Origin of the sequence: Streptomyces sp. NPDC057474 (genome assembly GCF_042802555.1) — a bacterium.
Lineage (GTDB): Bacteria > Actinomycetota > Actinomycetes > Streptomycetales > Streptomycetaceae > Streptomyces.
On sequence record NZ_JBHVDX010000224.1, the window covers coordinates 1 to 17050 of the forward strand.

General features: G+C 68.8%; 16 protein-coding genes. 5 read left to right on the top strand and 11 right to left on the bottom strand.

The genetic code is table 11. From position 1 onward, the window contains the following. Window positions 1-122 precede the first annotated feature (122 nt). A complete protein-coding gene (locus ACFU53_RS39250) occupies window positions 123-2204 on the bottom strand; it encodes a HelD family protein (protein WP_384004024.1) in 2082 nt (693 codons plus the stop codon). Between the two features lie 331 nt (window positions 2205-2535). Between ACFU53_RS39250 and ACFU53_RS39255 the strand changes: the two genes are divergently transcribed. Continuing rightward, window positions 2536-2733, top strand: a complete 198-nt coding sequence (locus ACFU53_RS39255; RefSeq protein WP_384004026.1) for a hypothetical protein — start codon at window positions 2536-2538, stop codon at window positions 2731-2733. 156 nt (window positions 2734-2889) lie between these two features. Here the strand turns inward: ACFU53_RS39255 and ACFU53_RS39260 are convergent, their stop codons facing one another. Both ACFU53_RS39260 and ACFU53_RS39265 read right to left on the bottom strand, forming a co-directional pair. Further along, a complete protein-coding gene (locus ACFU53_RS39260) occupies window positions 2890-3174 on the bottom strand; it encodes a type II toxin-antitoxin system RelE/ParE family toxin (RefSeq protein WP_384004028.1) in 285 nt (94 codons plus the stop codon). A gap of 75 nt (window positions 3175-3249) precedes the next feature. Then, the gene (locus ACFU53_RS39265) at window positions 3250-4890 is read right to left on the bottom strand and encodes a DNA repair helicase XPB (RefSeq protein ID WP_384004030.1); all 1641 of its coding nucleotides are present in this window, start codon (window positions 4888-4890) and stop codon (window positions 3250-3252) included. 108 nt (window positions 4891-4998) lie between these two features. Here ACFU53_RS39265 and ACFU53_RS39270 point away from each other — a divergent pair, with 108 nt between their 5' ends. Next, on the top strand, window positions 4999-6558 hold the full coding sequence (locus tag ACFU53_RS39270) for a recombinase family protein (protein WP_384004032.1): 1560 nt from the start codon (window positions 4999-5001) through the stop codon (window positions 6556-6558). A 78-nt stretch (window positions 6559-6636) separates the two neighbouring features. Here ACFU53_RS39270 and ACFU53_RS39275 read toward each other — a convergent pair whose 3' ends face one another. After that, complete coding sequence (locus tag ACFU53_RS39275) at window positions 6637-7029, bottom strand: winged helix-turn-helix transcriptional regulator (RefSeq protein WP_384004034.1); 393 nt, start codon at window positions 7027-7029, stop codon at window positions 6637-6639. A 105-nt stretch (window positions 7030-7134) separates the two neighbouring features. On the opposite strand from ACFU53_RS39275, the gene ACFU53_RS39280 reads away from it, so the two are divergent. After that, complete coding sequence (locus tag ACFU53_RS39280; protein WP_384004036.1) at window positions 7135-7758, top strand: NAD(P)-dependent oxidoreductase; 624 nt, start codon at window positions 7135-7137, stop codon at window positions 7756-7758. Window positions 7759-7839: 81 nt separating this feature from the next. After that, window positions 7840-8238 carry a YybH family protein gene (locus ACFU53_RS39285; RefSeq protein ID WP_384004038.1) on the top strand — a complete coding sequence of 133 codons (399 nt, stop codon included), beginning with the start codon at window positions 7840-7842 and terminating at the stop codon, window positions 8236-8238. A gap of 281 nt (window positions 8239-8519) precedes the next feature. Here the strand turns inward: ACFU53_RS39285 and ACFU53_RS39290 are convergent, their stop codons facing one another. The 6 genes from ACFU53_RS39290 to ACFU53_RS39315 all read right to left on the bottom strand — a co-directional run bounded on the left by ACFU53_RS39290 (window position 8520) and on the right by ACFU53_RS39315 (window position 13474). After that, window positions 8520-9029 carry a hypothetical protein gene (locus ACFU53_RS39290; protein WP_384004040.1) on the bottom strand — a complete coding sequence of 170 codons (510 nt, stop codon included), beginning with the start codon at window positions 9027-9029 and terminating at the stop codon, window positions 8520-8522. Continuing rightward, window positions 9026-10507: a replication initiator gene (locus ACFU53_RS39295; protein WP_384004042.1), complete on the bottom strand. Its 1482-nt coding sequence runs from the start codon at window positions 10505-10507 to the stop codon at window positions 9026-9028. Before ACFU53_RS39295 ends, ACFU53_RS39290 begins: the two co-directional genes overlap by 4 nt. A gap of 154 nt (window positions 10508-10661) precedes the next feature. Next, window positions 10662-11381, bottom strand: coding sequence for a DUF2637 domain-containing protein (locus ACFU53_RS39300; RefSeq protein WP_384004044.1), 720 nt, complete (start codon window positions 11379-11381; stop codon window positions 10662-10664). 49 nt (window positions 11382-11430) lie between these two features. Beyond that, window positions 11431-12828: a cell division protein FtsK gene (locus tag ACFU53_RS39305; RefSeq protein ID WP_384004046.1), complete on the bottom strand. Its 1398-nt coding sequence runs from the start codon at window positions 12826-12828 to the stop codon at window positions 11431-11433. A 2-nt stretch (window positions 12829-12830) separates the two neighbouring features. Then, the gene (locus ACFU53_RS39310) at window positions 12831-13118 is read right to left on the bottom strand and encodes a hypothetical protein (protein WP_384004048.1); all 288 of its coding nucleotides are present in this window, start codon (window positions 13116-13118) and stop codon (window positions 12831-12833) included. Next, on the bottom strand, window positions 13115-13474 hold the full coding sequence (locus ACFU53_RS39315) for a hypothetical protein (RefSeq protein WP_327744189.1): 360 nt from the start codon (window positions 13472-13474) through the stop codon (window positions 13115-13117). The genes ACFU53_RS39310 and ACFU53_RS39315 overlap by 4 nt, the downstream gene beginning before the upstream one ends. Before the next feature lie 165 nt (window positions 13475-13639). Between ACFU53_RS39315 and ACFU53_RS39320 the strand changes: the two genes are divergently transcribed. Beyond that, a complete protein-coding gene (locus ACFU53_RS39320; RefSeq protein ID WP_384004050.1) occupies window positions 13640-14068 on the top strand; it encodes a GntR family transcriptional regulator in 429 nt (142 codons plus the stop codon). Between the two features lie 1007 nt (window positions 14069-15075). Here ACFU53_RS39320 and ACFU53_RS39325 read toward each other — a convergent pair. Then, on the bottom strand, window positions 15076-16881 hold the full coding sequence (locus ACFU53_RS39325) for an IS481 family transposase (protein ID WP_384004052.1): 1806 nt from the start codon (window positions 16879-16881) through the stop codon (window positions 15076-15078). Window positions 16882-17050: the final 169 nt, after the last annotated feature.

A 17050-nucleotide genomic window follows, 5' to 3' on the forward strand; every position in this document is an offset into this window, starting at 1 on the left:
GCACCCGAACCAGCCACTTCGCAGCACTTCGCCCCGCCGAGCTCATGCTCAACGGGGCGAAGCAGGACCAGCCCCCGAATTAACCAACAGCGTCACCTCGGTCACCGGGGGCCGCGCCCGTCTCAGGCCAACTGCTCCGGCAGCGGAGCCGCGTGGGTCACGATCAGACCCGACACCGCGCGCGTGAGGGCGACGTACAGGCGGCGGAGCCCCGTCCGCTCGTCCGGTTCGCCGTCGACGACCGCCCGGGGTTCGTCCAGGACGACGTAGTCGTACTCGAGGCCCTTGGCGAGCGTGGCCGGTACGAGGGTCAGGCGGGTCTCGTACGTCGTCTCCTCGCCCGGCGCGAGAGCGCCGATGCCAGCCGCCTTGAGCGCCTCGGCGAGCGCGGGCACGCGGGCGTCGGCGGCGATGAGCCCGATCGAACCCTCGTGGCGGAGCAACTCCTGGCACGCGGCGATCACCTGGGAGTCGTCCTCACCCGGCCGTACGTCGAAGAAGCCCGGGTTCTCACGGACCGAGGCGACCGGCGTCAGGCCGGGCGCGATGTGGGGGAGGAGCCGGGAGGCGTACGTGATCACGTCGGTCGGGACGCGGAAACCGGCCGTCAGCTCCTCCACATGGGCCTCCGTCTTGCCGAGGTGGGTCAGCGCCTCCTCCCAGCTCCGGGTCGCCCAGGGGGTCGTGCCCTGTGCGAGGTCGCCGAGGACGGTCGCGGAACCGGTGGTGCAGCGGCGCCCGACCGCCCGGTACTGCATGGGCGACAGATCCTGCGCCTCGTCCAGGACGACATGCCCGAGGGAGTGCGTGCGCTGTACGAGGTCGGTGGTCTCGTCGACGAGTACGGCATCGGCGGCGGACCACTTGGCCGACTTCACGCTCCGCACGGGCTTCGCCCACAGGATCGTCTTCTGCTCGTCCTCGGTCAGGATCCCGTCCGCGTGTACGGCGAGGAAGTCCGCGTCGGAGAGGAGGCGCAGGACGAGCTTGGCGGGCTCGACGGGGGGCCAGATCGCCTTGACCGCCGCCTTCACGGCGGTGTTGCGGGCCACCGCGTCCTGTACCCGGTCGTCGGGCGCCTCCCCGGACCGTTCCATCTGCACCAGCACGGCGTGCGCGATCCGCTGCGGCAGGGCATCGCGGGCGGCCCCGTAGCGGATCTCCCGGTCCAGCAACTCCCGCACGATGTCCTCCAGTTCGTACGCCGGTACGCGCCAGCGACGCGAACCCCGGACGACCATGACGGGCTCGGTGGGGAGGGTGACGTGCGACCGTACGGCCCGGCGGAGCACCTCGGCCATCCGGGCGTCGCCCTTGATGACGGCGGCCGCCGCCTCGTCCGCACCCCGCACCTCGACGTGGGCGACGAGATCGTCGACGGTCGCCTGCTTGACCTCCAGCTCGCCCAGCGCCGGGAGGACCTGCTCGATGTAGTGGAGGAAGGAGCGGTTCGGCCCGATGACGAGGGTGCCGGTGCGGGAGAGGCGCTCGCGGTGGGCGTAGAGGAGGTAGGCGACCCGGTGCAGGCCGACGGCGGTCTTCCCGGTGCCGGGGCCGCCCTGCACGCAGAGGGAGCCGGCGAGGCCGGACCGGACGATCTCGTCCTGCTCCGGCTGGATCGTCGCCACGATGTCCCGCATCGGGCCGACGCGCGGACGCTCGATCTCCTGCTGCAGCAGCTTGCTGGTGGCCGCCGCCTCGGCGGGGTCGGAGAGGTGCTCGTCCTCGTACGCGGTGAGGTCGCCGCCGGTGTACCCGAAGCGGCGCCGCAGTCCGACGTCCAGCGGATCGGTCTTGGAGGCCCGGTAGAACGGCTGCGAGACGGGGGCACGCCAGTCGATGACCATGGGATCGCCGTCCGCGTCGTGGACGTGCCGACGCCCGATGTAGAACCTCTCGCCTTCCGCTCCCTCGGCCTGGTCCGCATCGGGGGCGTGCAGATAGTCGAGGCGGCCGAAGAAGAGCGGGGTGTGGCTCAGGTCGGCCAGCGCCTTGATCCGCTCGTCGATCTGGCGGGCGAGCACCTCCGCGTTCACCCAGTTCGCGGTGACGTCCTTGATGTCCAGCGCCTCCACGTCCTCCCGCATGGCCCGGAGAGCGGAACGGGAGGCGGCGAGGTGGGAGCGCTCTCGGGAGAGGGGATCGGTGGGGGCGGCGGGATCGATGACGGTGCTCGGGGCGGGGGCGTCGGGGTGCGCGGACAAGGGGGTGCCTCCGGTGGCCTACGGGACCTAGGGGTCTGCCTGAGAGCGGGTTCCGCCTGGTGGCGGTGGCCGACCGGTTTCCGTCCGGGCGGCGGCGCTCCACGAACGGGAGGCGGGCAAGAGCGGAGAGTTTAGGTGAGGGGAGGGGGCGGAGGCCAACGGATTTCCACGGCTCACCCGATCGGGGCCCTGACCTGCCCTCGTCGTACCCCTAGGGGTCCGGTACGTCGCGGGTACTACGGGTGGGCGAGACCTGAGGGTGAGCCGGGGGCTCAGCGGGTTCACTCCGCAGACCGACGCAATCCAAAGGCGGAGGTTCCACCATGGAGACATGAGTGCAGCGACGTTCATCCCAGCCTCGGCCTCCGGCCGACCCGGTCCGCCGCCCGGCGCGACCGGCCTCGACGACCACCACAACCGCCACCGCCTCGCCGACGCCGTCCACGCCGTCAAGGTCTTCGCCGGCGCCGCCTTCGGCGTGATCGTCCTCGGCGAATACGCGGAGGAAGCGGGCATACGCCGCCGCTGAGGCCCCGCCCACTTCCCTGAGCCTCGTGTCAGCCCACGGGGCGGTCACCCCTGCCGAACAATCGGGTCCCTCGCGCGGCGCGACCTGACGTGAACCTTCTGATCACCCCGCACGTCGACCCTCCTGCCGCTCAACGCCCGTCCGCCTTCGTCTGCCTCAGCCTTCCTCGGGCAGCAGGATGTCCGCGTCGTCGAAGATCCGCAGCATCACCAGGAGCAGACGGCCGCGGGAGACCATGTACTCCGCGACGATCTGCGAGGTGAGCCGGATCTCGCGGTCCTGGTCGCCCACTCCTATGGTGCGGGAGAGCTCGGTGTACGGATCGCGGGCGAGCAGTTCGATCGCTTTGTCGAGCGAAGCCCGACGTGTGGGGTCGAGCCGGTCGCGATCACGGGCCGCCGGCTCGGTGTACAGCACCTCGTAGATGTCCTCGTGAGGCATGGTGCCCTCCCTGCCCTGGCTCGTGCTGGTCCGACTCAGCGTACCGAGCGCGGGCACCCCCCTGTGACCTCTTGCTCAGCCCTCCGTCAGCAGCTCGTCCGCGTCCATGATCCGGTAGGCGTAGCCCTGTTCGGCGAGGAAGCGCTGGCGGTGGGCGGCGAAGTCCTGGTCGATGGTGTCGCGGGCGACGACGGAGTAGAAGTGGGCCTGGTGGCCGTCGGCCTTGGGTCGCAGGACGCGGCCGAGGCGCTGGGCCTCCTCCTGGCGGGAGCCGAAGGTGCCGGAGACCTGGATGGCGACCGTGGCCTCCGGGAGGTCGATGGAGAAGTTCGCGACCTTCGACACGACCAGGACGTTGATCTCGCCCTGCCGGAACGCGTCGAAGAGCTTCTCGCGCTGCGCGTTGCTGGTCTCGCCCTTGATCACCGGCGCGTCCAGATGGGCGCCCAGTTCGTCGAGCTGGTCGATGTACTGGCCGATGACGAGAATCTGCTGTCCCGCGAAGCGGCGGACGATCGCCTCGGCCACCTTCCGCTTGGTCGCGGTGGTGGAGCAGAAGCGGTACTTCTCCTCCTGCTCGGCGGTGGCGTAGGCGAGCCGCTCGGCGTCGGTCAGGTTCACCCGGACCTCGACGCAGTCGGCGGGCGCGATATAGCCCTGCGCCTCGATCTCCTTCCAGGGCGCGTCGAACCGCTTGGGCCCGATGAGCGAGAACACGTCCGACTCACGGCCGTCCTCCCGGACGAGCGTCGCCGTCAGCCCCAGCCGCCGGCGCGCCTGCAGATCGGCGGTGAACTTGAAGACCGGAGCGGGAAGGAGATGCACCTCGTCGTAGACGATGAGGCCCCAGTCGCGGGAGTCGAACAGCTCCAGGTGCGGGTAGACGCCCTTCCGGCGGGTCGTCAGCACCTGGTACGTGGCGATGGTGACCGGCCGGATCTCCTTCCTCGTACCGCTGTACTCGCCGATCTCTTCCTCGGTCAGTGACGTCCGCTTCACCAGCTCGTGCTTCCACTGCCGCGCGGAGACGGTGTTGGTGACGAGGATGAGGGTCGTGGACTTCGCCTGGGCCATGGAACCGGCGCCGACGAGGGTCTTGCCCGCGCCGCAGGGGAGCACGACCACCCCGCTTCCGCCGTGCCAGAAGTTCTCCACGGCCTGCTTCTGGTAGGGCCGCAGCGCCCAGCCGTCCTCGGCCAGCTCGATCGGGTGCGCCTCGCCGTCCACGTACCCGGCGAGGTCCTCGGCGGGCCAGCCCAGCTTCAGCAGGGTCTGCTTGATCTGTCCGCGCTCGGAGGGGTGCACGGCGACGGTGTCCGGGTCGATCCGGGCCCCGACGAGCGGAGCGACCCTCTTCGACCGCAGGATCTCCTCCAGCACCGGCCGGTCGGTGGTGGTGAGGACGAGACCGTGGACCGGGTGCTTGGAGAGGGTGAGGCGGCCGTAGCGGTCCATCGTCTCGGCGACGTCCACGAGGAGCGCGTGCGGGACCGGGTAGCGGCTGTACTGCACCAGCGCGTCCACGACCTGCTCGGCGTCGTGCCCGGCGGCCCGCGCGTTCCACAGGCCGAGCGGGGTCACCCGGTACGTGTGGATGTGCTCGGGCGCCCGCTCCAGCTCGGCGAACGGTGCGATGACCCGGCGGCACTCGTCCGCCTGCTCGTGGTCGACTTCCAGGAGCAGCGTCTTGTCGGACTGGACGATTAGGCAGGACACACATACCTCCGGAGATAAGGTCGTCTCATGACAGAAACAACGCCTGTCACAGCACGGGCTATGCCCCGTGCCCGACGCCGGAAGGGCGTCCCGGCCAGCGCGCCGGGGATGCGCGCCGCTATCTATATTCGCCTATCGCGCGAAACCGACGAGACGACTTCCCCGGAACGCCAGCGCGCGGCCTGTGAAGCGTTGTGCGAGGCACGCGGCTGGGAGGTCGTGGCCGCCGAGGAAGACATCGATGTCTCGGGCTTCTCGCGCGGGCTTGACCGGCCGGGACTGCAACGGATCCTGACCAGGCTCGCCGAGCTGGACGTGATCGTGTTCTTCAAGATCGACCGGCTTGCGCGCTCGACGGTCGACTTCGCGGAGATCATGCGACTCGCCGAGCACCAGAGCGTTGCGCTCGCGTCGGCGACAGAGCCGCTCGACCTCACGTCGTCCATGGGCCGGGCCATGGCGAAGGTGATCGCGGTCTTCGCCGAGCTGGAGTCCGACACCATCGGGATGCGGGTGTCCAGCGCGCACGAGCACCTGCGTCGCGAGGGTCGCTATACCGGTGGCCGGGTCCCGTACGGGTACAGGGTCGTCGCCAACCCCGACGGGGCGGGCAAGGTACTCGTGGTCAACGAGGACGAAGCCAAGACGATCAAGCGGATCGTGGAGCAGGTCCTGACCAAGGACTCGCTCATGCAGATCATCAACGATCTCAACGAGGAGGGCGTGGCGTCGCCGGGCCACGCCTCACGCCAGACTGCGGGTAAGCGCAGCGACTCCAAGCAGTGGTACACGACGACGTTGCGCAGTCTGCTGGGCAATCCCCAGTTGCTCGGCCAGGTCATCGAGGACGGAAAGCCGATCCTGCGGACGGACGGGCTGCCCCTGGTCAACCGCCCGCCGATCCTCGACATGGACACCTGGCAGGCGCTCCAGGACGAGTTGGAGCGCCGGGCCAACCCCGGTGAGAAGCGTCGGGCGGGAACGTCCCTGCTGCGCGGAATCATGCACTGCGGAGTCTGCGGTGAGCGCATGTACACCTTCAGCGGGCGCAATGGCCAGCTTCGGTATCGGTGCATCGGACCTCTGAAGTACCGCCAGCGGGCGGCGAAGGGGGAGGAGAAGCCGGGCGTGAAGTGCTACGGGCCGACCGTGGCGGGGGTGACCACCGAGGAGTACGTCACCGAGCAGTTCCTCGCGAAGTACGGGCACCTTTCCGTGATGCGGATGGTCCAGGAGGTGGGCGAGGACTTCCGGCCGCAGATCAGGCAGGCTGAGGAAGCGCTGGCCGACTTGCAAAAGGATCGCTACGACCGCGGCCTGTTCAGGGGCGACGACGGTGCGATCCGGTACGCGGAGCAGTACGCCAAGCTGGAAGAGCGACTGGCGACCCTGAAGGAGAGGCAGCGAACGGCGAAGCCGGGCGGCGTGAAGGCGGAGCCGACCGGCGAGACGCATGCCGAGCAGTGGAAGCGCTCGAACATGGCCGGTAAGCGGGATCTGCTGTTGAACGCGGGCGGCTACGTGGAGGTGGCACCCGCGCGGCGTGGCGGCAAGAAGCTGGACACGTCGCGGCTGTCGGTGTACTTCGGCGAGGAGGGGCACATGCGGCGAGCGGCAGCGACGAAGGAGAGCGGACAGGAGACCGAGGCGGCCGACGGCCAGGACTGACGCCGACGTCACCGGACACACGCAGCGGCGCCCCCACCGGACGGAGGTAGGGGTGCCGCTGCGTATGTTCAGGGAGGCTCAATCGGATGAGCCCGCGAACTCGTCCGCGGAGCGGGTGTCGTGGGCCTTGCGCAAGGACAGGACCTCGTCCACGTGCTCCGCGGCCCAGGTGGTGATCGGCTCCACGATGGGCCGCAGGGAGTGGCCCAGTGGGGTCAGTTCGTACTCCACGCGGGGCGGGACCTCGGCGAAGACCGTGCGGGTGAGCAGGCCGTCGCGTTCCATTCCCCGCAGTGTGTAGGTGAGGACCTTGGGCGTCACGTGATGAAGCGTCCCGCGTAGTTCGCTGAACCGCTTGGGGCCGTCGCCCAGGTTCAGCACGATCAGCACCGACCACTTGTCACCGATGCGGTCGAGCACCAGCCGGGACGGGCAGCAGATCTCGGATTCGTCGGCAGCTTCTTTCACCATACCCAGAGGATACCTAAGTATCTTTGAAGTAACCAGTATCTCATTGATACCTTCTAGGTGAAGGCGTGTGCGCGGCACACGCGATGACTACAAGGAGGTCATGGGATGCGCATCTTGCTGTTCGGAGCCACGGGGATGATCGGCAGCCGGATCGCCGCCGAGGCGGGCGAGCGGGGCCATGAGGTGACCGGTGCCACGCGCGGCGGGAAGGACGGCACCCTCGCGGCGGACGCGAGCGACGCCGACAGCGTCGCGCGCCTGGCGGCCGGCCACGACGCGGTGGTCCTGGCGGTGTCACCGCCACGCGGCGGCATCGAGGCCACCGAGTCACTGCTGGAGGTGGGCCGCGGCGTACTGGACGGCGTACGCAGGGCCGGGGTGCGTCGCCTGGTGGTGGTGGGCGGCGCGGGCATCCTGGAGGTCTCCCCCGGTGTACGGGTCGTCGACACCCCCGGGTTCCCCGAGGACGCCCTGCCGCCGGTTCGCGCCCAGGTGGCGCTGTTCGAGCTTGTCCGGGACAACGCCGACGACCTGGAATGGACCTACCTCTCCCCGCCCGCGGTGATCACGCCCGGCGAGCGCACGGGCGCGTACCGGACAGGCGATCACCAACTGCTCAGCGACGGCGAGGGCAACAGCCACATCAGCACCGAGGACTACGCCGTCGCTCTCGTCGACGAGTTGGAGCGGGGCGAGCTCACCCGCCGCCTCGTCCACGTCGCGTACTGACCGGCTCACACAAACGGAAAAGTTGGCACGTCACCGGCACGTGTGGTGTGGGTTGCCAACCAAGTATCAGAGGAGCACCACATGACGAACAACAACAGCACCGCCGACGCGGTCGGTGTAGTCGAGGCGTACATGCAAGCGCTGCAGATCAAGGACACTGACACGATCTTGCGGCTCTACGCCGACGAGGCCGAGATCATCCCCGAGAACTTGCCCAGCCTGCGTGGCCGCGACGCGATTGACTCCTTCTACGCCAGCACCTTCGCCGCCATCGGGATGGAGGTCAACGTGGAGGTGGTTTCGACCGAGGTCTACGACGAGATCGCGATCGTCCGATCCGAGCAGCCCGTCACGGTGACTGCCGTGGCCGACGGCACTCGCACCCAGGCCTACTTCCGCGAGCTGTTCGTGCTGCGTCGCACCCCGGACGGATGGCGCATCCACAAGTACATGTTCTCCCAGAGCCCAGGGCAGGCCTAGAAGCCGGCGGTCACCGACCACGGTCGCGAAAAGGCGCACAAGCCCGAGGATCTGGGCCGGCTGTGGCTCTAGCGCGCCGAGGCCGGGGACACCGACGGCGTGCTCGCGCTGTACGAGCCCATCGGGGCCCTGTACTTCCAGGGTTCGGCCGGCACCGGCTACAGCGGACTGCGCAAAGCCTACGAGGCGATGCTGGCCGGCACCCCGAAGATGCCCTCACATCCCAGCCAGATAGCGAACCGATGCTTGAGTACCCGACGTCTCGGTGGTTCACGCGAGCTTCAGGTGGCGTGCTGGGCGGGTTTGTGCCAGGGTCCGATGACCTTGATAGAGGGGCGGCAATACGCCAGCGCGACACCATCGCGGGTTGTGAACTCAACTGTCTCTGCAACGAGTTCACAGAGGGAATCCCCGTCTGCTTCGGACAGCGCCGTCCTCAGCGTTGGGACGGATTCTGCCAGGTCCCATGAGGGGGAACTGAGGCGGAAGCCGCCGAGGGCGTGTGCGTCGGCGAGGCGGAACGAGAGGCGAGTACTGGGCTGGGGTTCATAGCGAGGTGCGGCTGTCAGCAGGCCGGCCCTGATGGATTCGGGGCCGGAGATGACGACCCGCATGGAGGTTGATCGGGGCAGCACTTCGAAGTGGTCGGCTTCGTGGCTGTCGTGGGACGGCGATTGCCTGCCGAAGAGCTGCCCGATGACCGTGGCGACTTCCTCAGTCCCAGTAGAGACACGCCAAGAGCCTTGGCCGCAGTGGAAGCGGCCGACGAACGTCGTCTTGCGGTTGATCATGAGAAATCCCCCTCCTGCTTGAGGCGTTGCGTATGGGCTATGTCGTGGCGGACCTGGGCTGCGAGGAACTCCTCACCGGGGCGGTAGCCGCTACTGAGGTAGGTCCAGGAGGAGGCGGTGACGAGGGTGGTCTCGTCGGTGGCGGGGAGGCCGGCGCGGGCGCGGGCGGCTTCGACCTGGGCGAGGCGCCAGGCGCGGCGTACGTCGCGGAGTGCGCCGAGGGTGGTGGAGTAGGCGCGGGACTTGGTGGAGAAGTGGCCGCGGAAGCCGAGCATGTGAGCCCACTTCCAGAGCTTGAGTTCGGCGAACTCCGGCAGGTGGCCGAGGGCCCAGGCGGTGCGGATCATCTGGCGCACGTGCTGCCGGACGGGCAGGGCCTTGATGGGTTCGGTTTGTCCGGTGCCGTGGCAGTTGGCGCAGCCGTGCGGGAGGCGGGTGGCGCTGCGTACGTAGCCGCGTCCGGCGCAGGGGCGGCATATGAGGGTGCGGTCTACGGTGCCGGTGCCTTCGGCGCTCTTGGTGGCGTACTTGGCGATGTATCCGGCGACCTTGGCGTCTGTGTACTCAGCAACGCGCGCATCGGTGAGTTCGCCGTCGCCCAGGGCGGTGATGGGGTCGACCTTGTACCGGCCGCCCCAGGCGATGACACGTTCGCCGATGGCGTCGGACTCGATGGTGAGCCGGGCACGCTCGACGGCCAGGCCCACGGCGACCTTGAGGGCGTCGAAGGTGGCCCAGGGCGGGGGCGGGGTGGTGTGGCCGTCGGGTCCGTCGAAGCGGATCACGGCGTGGAAGTGGACCAGGCCGCGCTTCTGGTACTCGGCGACCTTGGCAAAGGAGACGCGCAGGGTCGAGTTCAGGGCCTTCTGCGTGATGCCGAAGTGCTTGGCCAGGGCGCGGCGCAGGTAGGTGGTGAAGCGTGCCCAGAGCTGTCCGGCGTGGGCGTTCCACAGCACGGCGCCGGTGTAGTCGTAGGTGGCCGGGTTCAGGGGGGTGCCGAGTTCGGGGGCGTCTTCGGCGTGGGTGTCGCCGCAGGTGCAGGGGCGTCGCTTGCCCACGTCGGTGGTCGGGCGGTTGTGGACGGGGCCGAAGGAGGGGGCGGTGAGGGTGACGAAGGCGCGGGGGTGGTCGCGGACGGTTTCTGCGACGCTCTTGCCGCCGGAGAGTCCGGCTTTGATCAGGTGGTAGGTGTCGGCGGCGTAGACACGGGAGCAGGCGGGGCAGCGCGAGGAACGGCGGTTACCGCAGGTGGTCAGCAGGCGTCCGGAGGGTTCGTCCTCGGAGCGGTAGGAGCGGACCACTTCCTTGGTGGTCGGGTCGGTGGTGACGGTCCAGCCGTGAAGGTTGACGGGGCTGGTGCAGCCGCGCAGGTCGTGTACCTGCTGCTGTACGCGGTCGAAGTCGTGGGTGTTGGCCAGTTCGACCAGGTCCCGCAGGCCGGGGCTGATCAGGTGGCGCAGGTCCAGTTGGCGGCTCATGAGTGGAGGGGTCTCCCTTCTGGCACGACGGTTGGGGCACGCGGGCAGCAGACGTCACGGCAGCGCGGCCGGGCTGCTGCCCGTGTGCATGACGGACTGGCCCAGGGACGGGCTCGGGGTGGGGCGGTGCCGGAAGGCCGGCGGGAGAGCGGCTCTACAGGGCGGCGTGGAGGGCGGTGGCCATGGGCAGGCCGAGGCCGAGCCGCCTCTTGAGCTGGGCCGCCGTGATGGGTTCGCCGTGCTCGGCGTGGTGGGCCGAGGCGATGGCGCGTGCTTCGGTCAGCAGCGGCTCAGGCACCTTGACCGCAGGCGCAGGCGGGACGAGCGCTGGGGTGTTGAGTGCGGGGGCCGGGTCCGGTTCCGGCGCGACGTGTGGTGCAGGCGTCGGGGCGCGTTCCTGTTCGGCGGAGGCCGGGGCGGGCTCTTGCGTCGGTTCCGTCTCGGCAGCCGGGGCCGGGGCGGTTGCTTCGGTGGTGACCGCGTGGAAGGAGCGCAGGAGCTGGGGGCCGACCGCTCCCCAGCCGAGGAGTAGCAGCGGGGCCACGGCGTCCACGGCGGCGCGGCCGTAGTGCGCGGCGGTGACGGGTTCGGCGATGTTGAGGGCCAGGGTGAGCAAGCCGGAGATGTGCATGAGGCGGGTGGCCGCCTTCATCTGCTCGGGCGGGACGCCCCGCAGGGAGAGGTAGCGCAGGGCGACCAGGAGCCCGACCACTGACAGGTCGACCATGGGGGCGATCAGGGGTGCGATGGGGGCGGGGACGCCCAGGCGCAGGGCCAGGGCCCAGACGTTGCCGAAGGAGAAGACGAACGCCAGCAGGGCGATGACGCCCATGACCACGGTTACGGTGCGCTGAGTGATCCGGTCCTCAGACATTGGGTGTTCACCTCCTTTCACAGGTGGTGGGGCGTTGGCCGCCGGGTCGTCAGGCCGCGATCGGCGTGGAGCCGTCGTCCGGGTCGGTCTTGGTGAAGTCGACGGTGGGAAGCAGGTTGGCCGGGTCGGCGGTCAGATGGGCGGTCTTGCGCGCGATCTCGGCCGCCCACTCGTCCGGCACGTACGGGGTGCGGATGCGAGTGAAGCCGGGCTGTGACTGGTGGTTCATCGAGGCGACGCCGACGTAGGCCGGGTCCTGAAGGTTGATCGGGTTGGCGTCCGGCCAGTCCCGGATGTCCTCACCGAGGGCCGCCACGGCAGCTTCGGCGGTCTTCTGCGCGAAGCTCAGGCCAATGGGGCACACGTCGCGGATGAAGGTGGGGATGGCGTCGCCCGTGCTCTTCTGCGTCGCGAGGATGACGAGCATGCCCACCGAGCGGCCCTTCTTGACCAGGTCTTCCACCAGCCGGGCGTTCTCGGCAGCGAGCGCGGCCAGCCTCTTGGTCTTGGGGTCGCTGCCCTTGTGGTCGCGGAAATAGGTGTGCGCCTCGTCGATGATCAGCACGACCAGCGGCCACTTCTCGGATGGGTCCACGTCCCACATGGACTTCACCCCGAGGACATCGCGCACCAAGGTCGAGCGCACGCGCCGCAGGTCTACCAGCCGCCGGAACAGCGTGTTCGCCTCTTCGAGGTCATCGCCGACGAAGGCGAACATGCGCTGTACCCAGTCGGCGTAGTCACCCTCGTACGCGGCGGACACCTTGCCGTCCGCGCAGGCGAACTGAACCCACGGCGCGGGCGCCCAGTCGGACAGAAGCCTGTTGATCAGCGACGTCTTGCCCTTGCCAGGGAGGCCGGCCACGCACATACCGGTCACGTGCCGAAGGTCGACGCACACCGGCTGGGCGTACTCGTCCACGCCCAGATCCAACCGGGCCACCTTCTCCGGCACCTTGCCCGTGGGGCGGTGCTCGGTGGGGAACTTGAGCGGATCGAGCCGCACACCCCGGATGACGACCGATCCCGGTTCATCCTGCGTGACCGCGACGCGCGTGCACCGCCAGGCGTCCGCCAGGTACGGGGCAGCCTTCTGGTACTGCTCCAGGCCGACCCCGGGCAGGCAGCCCGCCCGAGCGATCACCCCGTACGCGTCATGCGTCACCTTCAGCGTGGGGACCAGGACACGGGGCCTGACGGGCTTGCCGTCCGCGTTCACCAGGGAAGCCATCGCGGTGGGCATCTTGTCCGTGGCGCACAGCTTCAGCATCTGCGCGAGCCGCTTCCAGGTCCGTCGCACCCGCACGGCCTGCCGGATGGACTGCCGGGTCATGGCATCGGCCCGCAGGTAGCAGACGACCCACACCAGCGCCCACACGGCGATACCGGCCAGACTCGCTCCGATCAGGACCGGGGCGTAGCCCATCACCTCAGTCACGTCGTTCACGGTCACTTCGCTTCCTTCCTTCGATTTCGGGTCCGGGTGCGGTCGGCGGGTGTCGTCGCAGCGAGGATCAGGCAGATTTCCGCGCGCTGGACCGCGTCAGCGTGCGGAAAGCCGTGGTTCGCCCACATCGCCGCGACGCGACGAACCCTGTCGTCGTGACCGGCGAGCGTCAGGCAGATCTCCGCATGGCGAAGAGCCGATGCGGGCGGAAAGCCCGCGCTCTCCCACACCGCCGCGACACTGTGAAGCTGGGTGTCGCGGCCGGTGCGGGAGAAGGCGGTGCCGCTCACGCCGTCTCAGCGGCCGGGGCCGAGCCGCCGACCAGGTCCAAGCGGTCCGCGCGGTAGGCGATGCCGTCCGAGAGCGATCCGTTGAAGATCCGGGCCCACGGGGTGGCGAACAGCTCCACCGGCATGACCGGCACACCCGGCTTGAGGCCGTTGGGCAGACCGGTCTCCGGAACGGTGATCTTCAGCGCCTCGGCGCGGTCCTCCTCCATGAAGAAGAGGGTGATCGTGAACAGCTTCGCGCCGGTTTCGCGGTCCACGGCGAACTGCGTCTTCTCGGCGTCCGCGTACTTCGGCACGGCCATGTTGCCGACCATGAACGACGCCGACGGGAGCAGACCAACACGGATACGAGCCATGGGGCACTTCCTTTCGAGTTGGGCCGGTAGGTCCGGCCGCACCACTACATAACCACGACACTCGCTACACACGCAACACCCGCACACCGATTGTCTCGCTACACACGCGACACAAGGGTGATGCGGGTGTATCGCGTGTGAGGTAAGCGCCCGTATCCTGCGGGCATGACACTGCCGCTCGAAGACGACTCCCGGCCGCCTTACGTCCAGGCCGCCGAGGTCCTGCGCAGAGAGATCAGCACCGGCCGACTGAAGCCCGGCGACAAGCTGCCCTCTGCCCGCGCACTCCAAGACCGGTACGGCATCGCAAGCAGCACCGTGCAGAACGCGCTACGGCTCCTCAAGAGCGAAGGGCTGATCTACAGCGTCCAGGGCCGGGGCAGTTTCGTCCGCAATAGCGCCACCATCGCGCCGGCCGAAGCAGCCCCCGGCGAGCAGGGCCGAGAAAACCGGCTCGAAACAGTCGACCATGCTCCCGGCCCCAGCGCGGAATCCCTCGCCGAGGACATGAAGGCCATGAAGACCGATATCAAGCGGCTTGAGGAGACGGTGACTCGGCTTCTGGAGATCGTGGAGGCTCAGCAGCGGAAATAGCCGTCGCCAACCGCTGCACCATCGCATCCAACCGGGCAACCGCTGCGCACACGTCGGTCAACTCCGCATCCAGCACGGCTATTTCATGCTCGGTCATTTTCCGCTCCCCGCCTTGCTTCCGTGCCTTTTCCGTGTCATCGCGCCGCCCAGAGCCAGCCGAAGCCGGGCTTGCCCGCGCAGGCCAACCAGCAGCCATCGCGCCTGGTGAGTCAGGTCTACCGCGCCGACCGGACACGTTCGAAGGCCCCGGCCTCACGCTCCCGTCCAGCGGGCAAGAACCTTTCTGCGCGGCCCGCATGGCGGGAGGCGTGACCAACTTGCGCCCACAGGGCAGATAGAGCGAACCGGGAGATCCGGGCCCGCGGCGAGGCGAAGAAGTCGGATTGCATCCGGCGCGCTCCGCTTGAATTCGAACGGACGCCCCACCGCCCCCGCACTTCGCGGCCAACATCACACATCTCCCTTCGTTCGCCGAGGAACATCAATGGTCCGGAGAATCGCCGGTGTGGGTAACCGGCGATCGTCGGCTACGTTCCGCCCCTTGCGTCGAGGGGCGCCTATAGGGGTTCGCTTTTCGGGTCGCGTGTGACCCGACGTAAATGTGACCCTCGCCATGCCGCTGCTCCTCTCTGGCGGGAACTTGGCCGCCCCTCTCCTCACGCTCACGGAAGCCGCCGATCTCCGGCCCTCACCTGCTATCAGGTACAAAAATCCGCCCGGGTGTGACAGCTCAAAGATCACGGATAGGTAACGGTGGGTGTGATTTGCCGTGCGTTTTTCCACAGCTCCAACCCTGGGCCGATTTGCCTGTGGATAAAGTTCGCTGACCTCCGGAGCAAATAGGCTGCAATGCGCCCATGCATGTCTATAACGGTTGCGGAGATGTGGAACGGGTTGGGAAGGCGAGGACGCCGCATGGGCGCATGACCGGCCACGGGCCCAGCGCAGCGTGTCTAGTCCCAGGTGATGTTTGACGTTCTGGTCCCAGCTGATGCTTGACGGTGGGCCTAGACAACATCGGAAACCTTGTAGGGCTTGTTCGCCTTGACGTGGCGGACGGGAATGTCGGTCGTGCGCCGGATGACCCGGACCTGCCCGTCCAGCTCGACGGTGATCGTCGACTCCGCCACGTGCACGGTCACGGTCTGGCCTGCGTACTGGCGGCCGAGGGAGACGGTCTGCCGGCAGACCATGACCGTGCCGACCGCGCTGACTCGCCGCTGGACGCGGACCGGCTCGACACGGGGCCGTGGCGGTGGGCCCGCGGGCCGCAGGCCGCGCAGACGCCGGACCTCGTCGGGACTGAGCGGGTTGGGCCGCACCCGCAGCAGCTCCCGCGAGGACAGGTCGAAGAACGACAGTGTCTCGTCGTCGATCCGGATGCCGACCTGGCGGCCACCCAGGATCTCTGCGGCCAGCACCTGGTGCCCGGCCAGGCCCACCAGCCCACTGTTGTTCACGGCCCGGTCCACCTCGAACGCGGCCGCCCCGTCACCGGCCGGAAGCGGTGCCGGTCCCGCCGCACGGCCTCCGCGAGCCGCCAGCTGCGCGAGATCCGTCACCGACAGGTGTGAACGCACGCTCTTGATCCGCGTCCCGGCGACCAGGAGATGGATCACCGAGGTGTCGGCCCAGAAGGTCACCGTCAGCCCTGCGCGGGCCGGGCCGAGCCAGAACTGCTTGCCCGCGACCTGCAGGTTCCCACTCGCAGGGACCACCCGCTCGAACTCCACCGGCCCACCGGGCTCCACCGGCACCGTCACCGTCTCCGGCGGATCCGCAGAACCCTCGGGCACCACATCGCCAGGATCTGCAGTCACGGGCGCCGTCCGCTGCTGCGGCACCAGCGCCAGCACCCCGGGCACCCGCACCCCCAGCACATCCCGCTCCGACTCGGGGACCGGGACGAACCGCTCGGCAGGAGACTGCATGTCCAGCGCCTGATGCGGACGCACACAGTTGTACTCCTGCACCCACGCATCCAGCGCCGCCTGAGCCGCACCGACACTCTCGAACGCACCACAGTCGTCGAGGAGTTCACGCCGCAGCGTCTGATGGAACCGCTCCACCTTGCCCGTCGTGGTCGGCGACGCCGGCTGCGTCAGCCGGTGCGCGATCGCGTTCTCCCGGCAGATCCGGTCGAACAACACCTCACCGCCCTGCCCGAACCGGTCGGTGAACTGCTTGCCGTTGTCCGTGAGCACCTCCTCCGGCACCCCGAACGTCTGCAAGGCCCGGGCGAACGCCGCACAGACCGCCCGGCCGGTTGCCCGCTCGACCACCGATGCGATCACGCAGTACCGGGAATGGTCATCCACCCCGGTCACGACCTTCGCCTCGGTCAGCTCGCCGCTCACCGGGTTGACCAGCATCACCCCGCCGACGATGTCCATCTGCCACAACTGCATCGGCCGGTCCCGCTGCCAGCGCTTGTAATCCGACCGCTTCCGGCGCCGCACCTCCGGCTCCACCAGCCCATGACGGACCAGGATCCGATACACCGTCATCCGCGACGGCACCGGCGTGACTGAACCGGACCGCTCCAGCACATGAGCGATCCGCCGCGGACCCCACCGAGGATGCTTGCGCCGCAGCTCACACACAGCCGCCTCCACCTCCGCAGACGCCTGATGCGGACACGAAGCCGGCCTACGCGACCGGTCCACCAACCCCGCCAGCCCCTCGGCCTCATACCGGGACTTCCACCCGCTCACCGTCTGCCGCGACACCCCCAGCCGGGCGGCGACCTCCGTCACCGTCGCGCCCGCCAGCACCGCAAGCACAGCCCGGTATCTCTGCTCGACAACCGACAACTCCACCAGAGCCAATCCCGGCCTCCCGCCACACGCCGCAACGACGTGCACAGAAAAGCCGATCACGGCCACCGTCAACCATCAGCTGGGATCGAAGTGTCAAGCATCTCCCGGGACCGGACAGGCCCAGCGCAGCGGAGCTGTTCAGAGTTTCTTTACTGGATCAAGG

Coding starts and splice junctions, on each gene's coding strand:
- ACFU53_RS39255 (WP_384004026.1), top strand. CDS start 2,536: ATGAGTGCAGCGACGTTCATCCCAGCCTCGGCCTCCGGCCGACCCGGT.
- ACFU53_RS39260 (WP_384004028.1), bottom strand. CDS start 3,174: ATGCCTCACGAGGACATCTACGAGGTGCTGTACACCGAGCCGGCGGCC.
- ACFU53_RS39270 (WP_384004032.1), top strand. CDS start 4,999: ATGCGCGCCGCTATCTATATTCGCCTATCGCGCGAAACCGACGAGACG.
- ACFU53_RS39275 (WP_384004034.1), bottom strand. CDS start 7,029: ATGGTGAAAGAAGCTGCCGACGAATCCGAGATCTGCTGCCCGTCCCGG.
- ACFU53_RS39280 (WP_384004036.1), top strand. CDS start 7,135: ATGCGCATCTTGCTGTTCGGAGCCACGGGGATGATCGGCAGCCGGATC.
- ACFU53_RS39285 (WP_384004038.1), top strand. CDS start 7,840: ATGACGAACAACAACAGCACCGCCGACGCGGTCGGTGTAGTCGAGGCG.
- ACFU53_RS39290 (WP_384004040.1), bottom strand. CDS start 9,029: ATGATCAACCGCAAGACGACGTTCGTCGGCCGCTTCCACTGCGGCCAA.
- ACFU53_RS39295 (WP_384004042.1), bottom strand. CDS start 10,507: ATGAGCCGCCAACTGGACCTGCGCCACCTGATCAGCCCCGGCCTGCGG.
- ACFU53_RS39300 (WP_384004044.1), bottom strand. CDS start 11,381: ATGTCTGAGGACCGGATCACTCAGCGCACCGTAACCGTGGTCATGGGC.
- ACFU53_RS39315 (WP_327744189.1), bottom strand. CDS start 13,474: ATGGCTCGTATCCGTGTTGGTCTGCTCCCGTCGGCGTCGTTCATGGTC.
- ACFU53_RS39320 (WP_384004050.1), top strand. CDS start 13,640: ATGACACTGCCGCTCGAAGACGACTCCCGGCCGCCTTACGTCCAGGCC.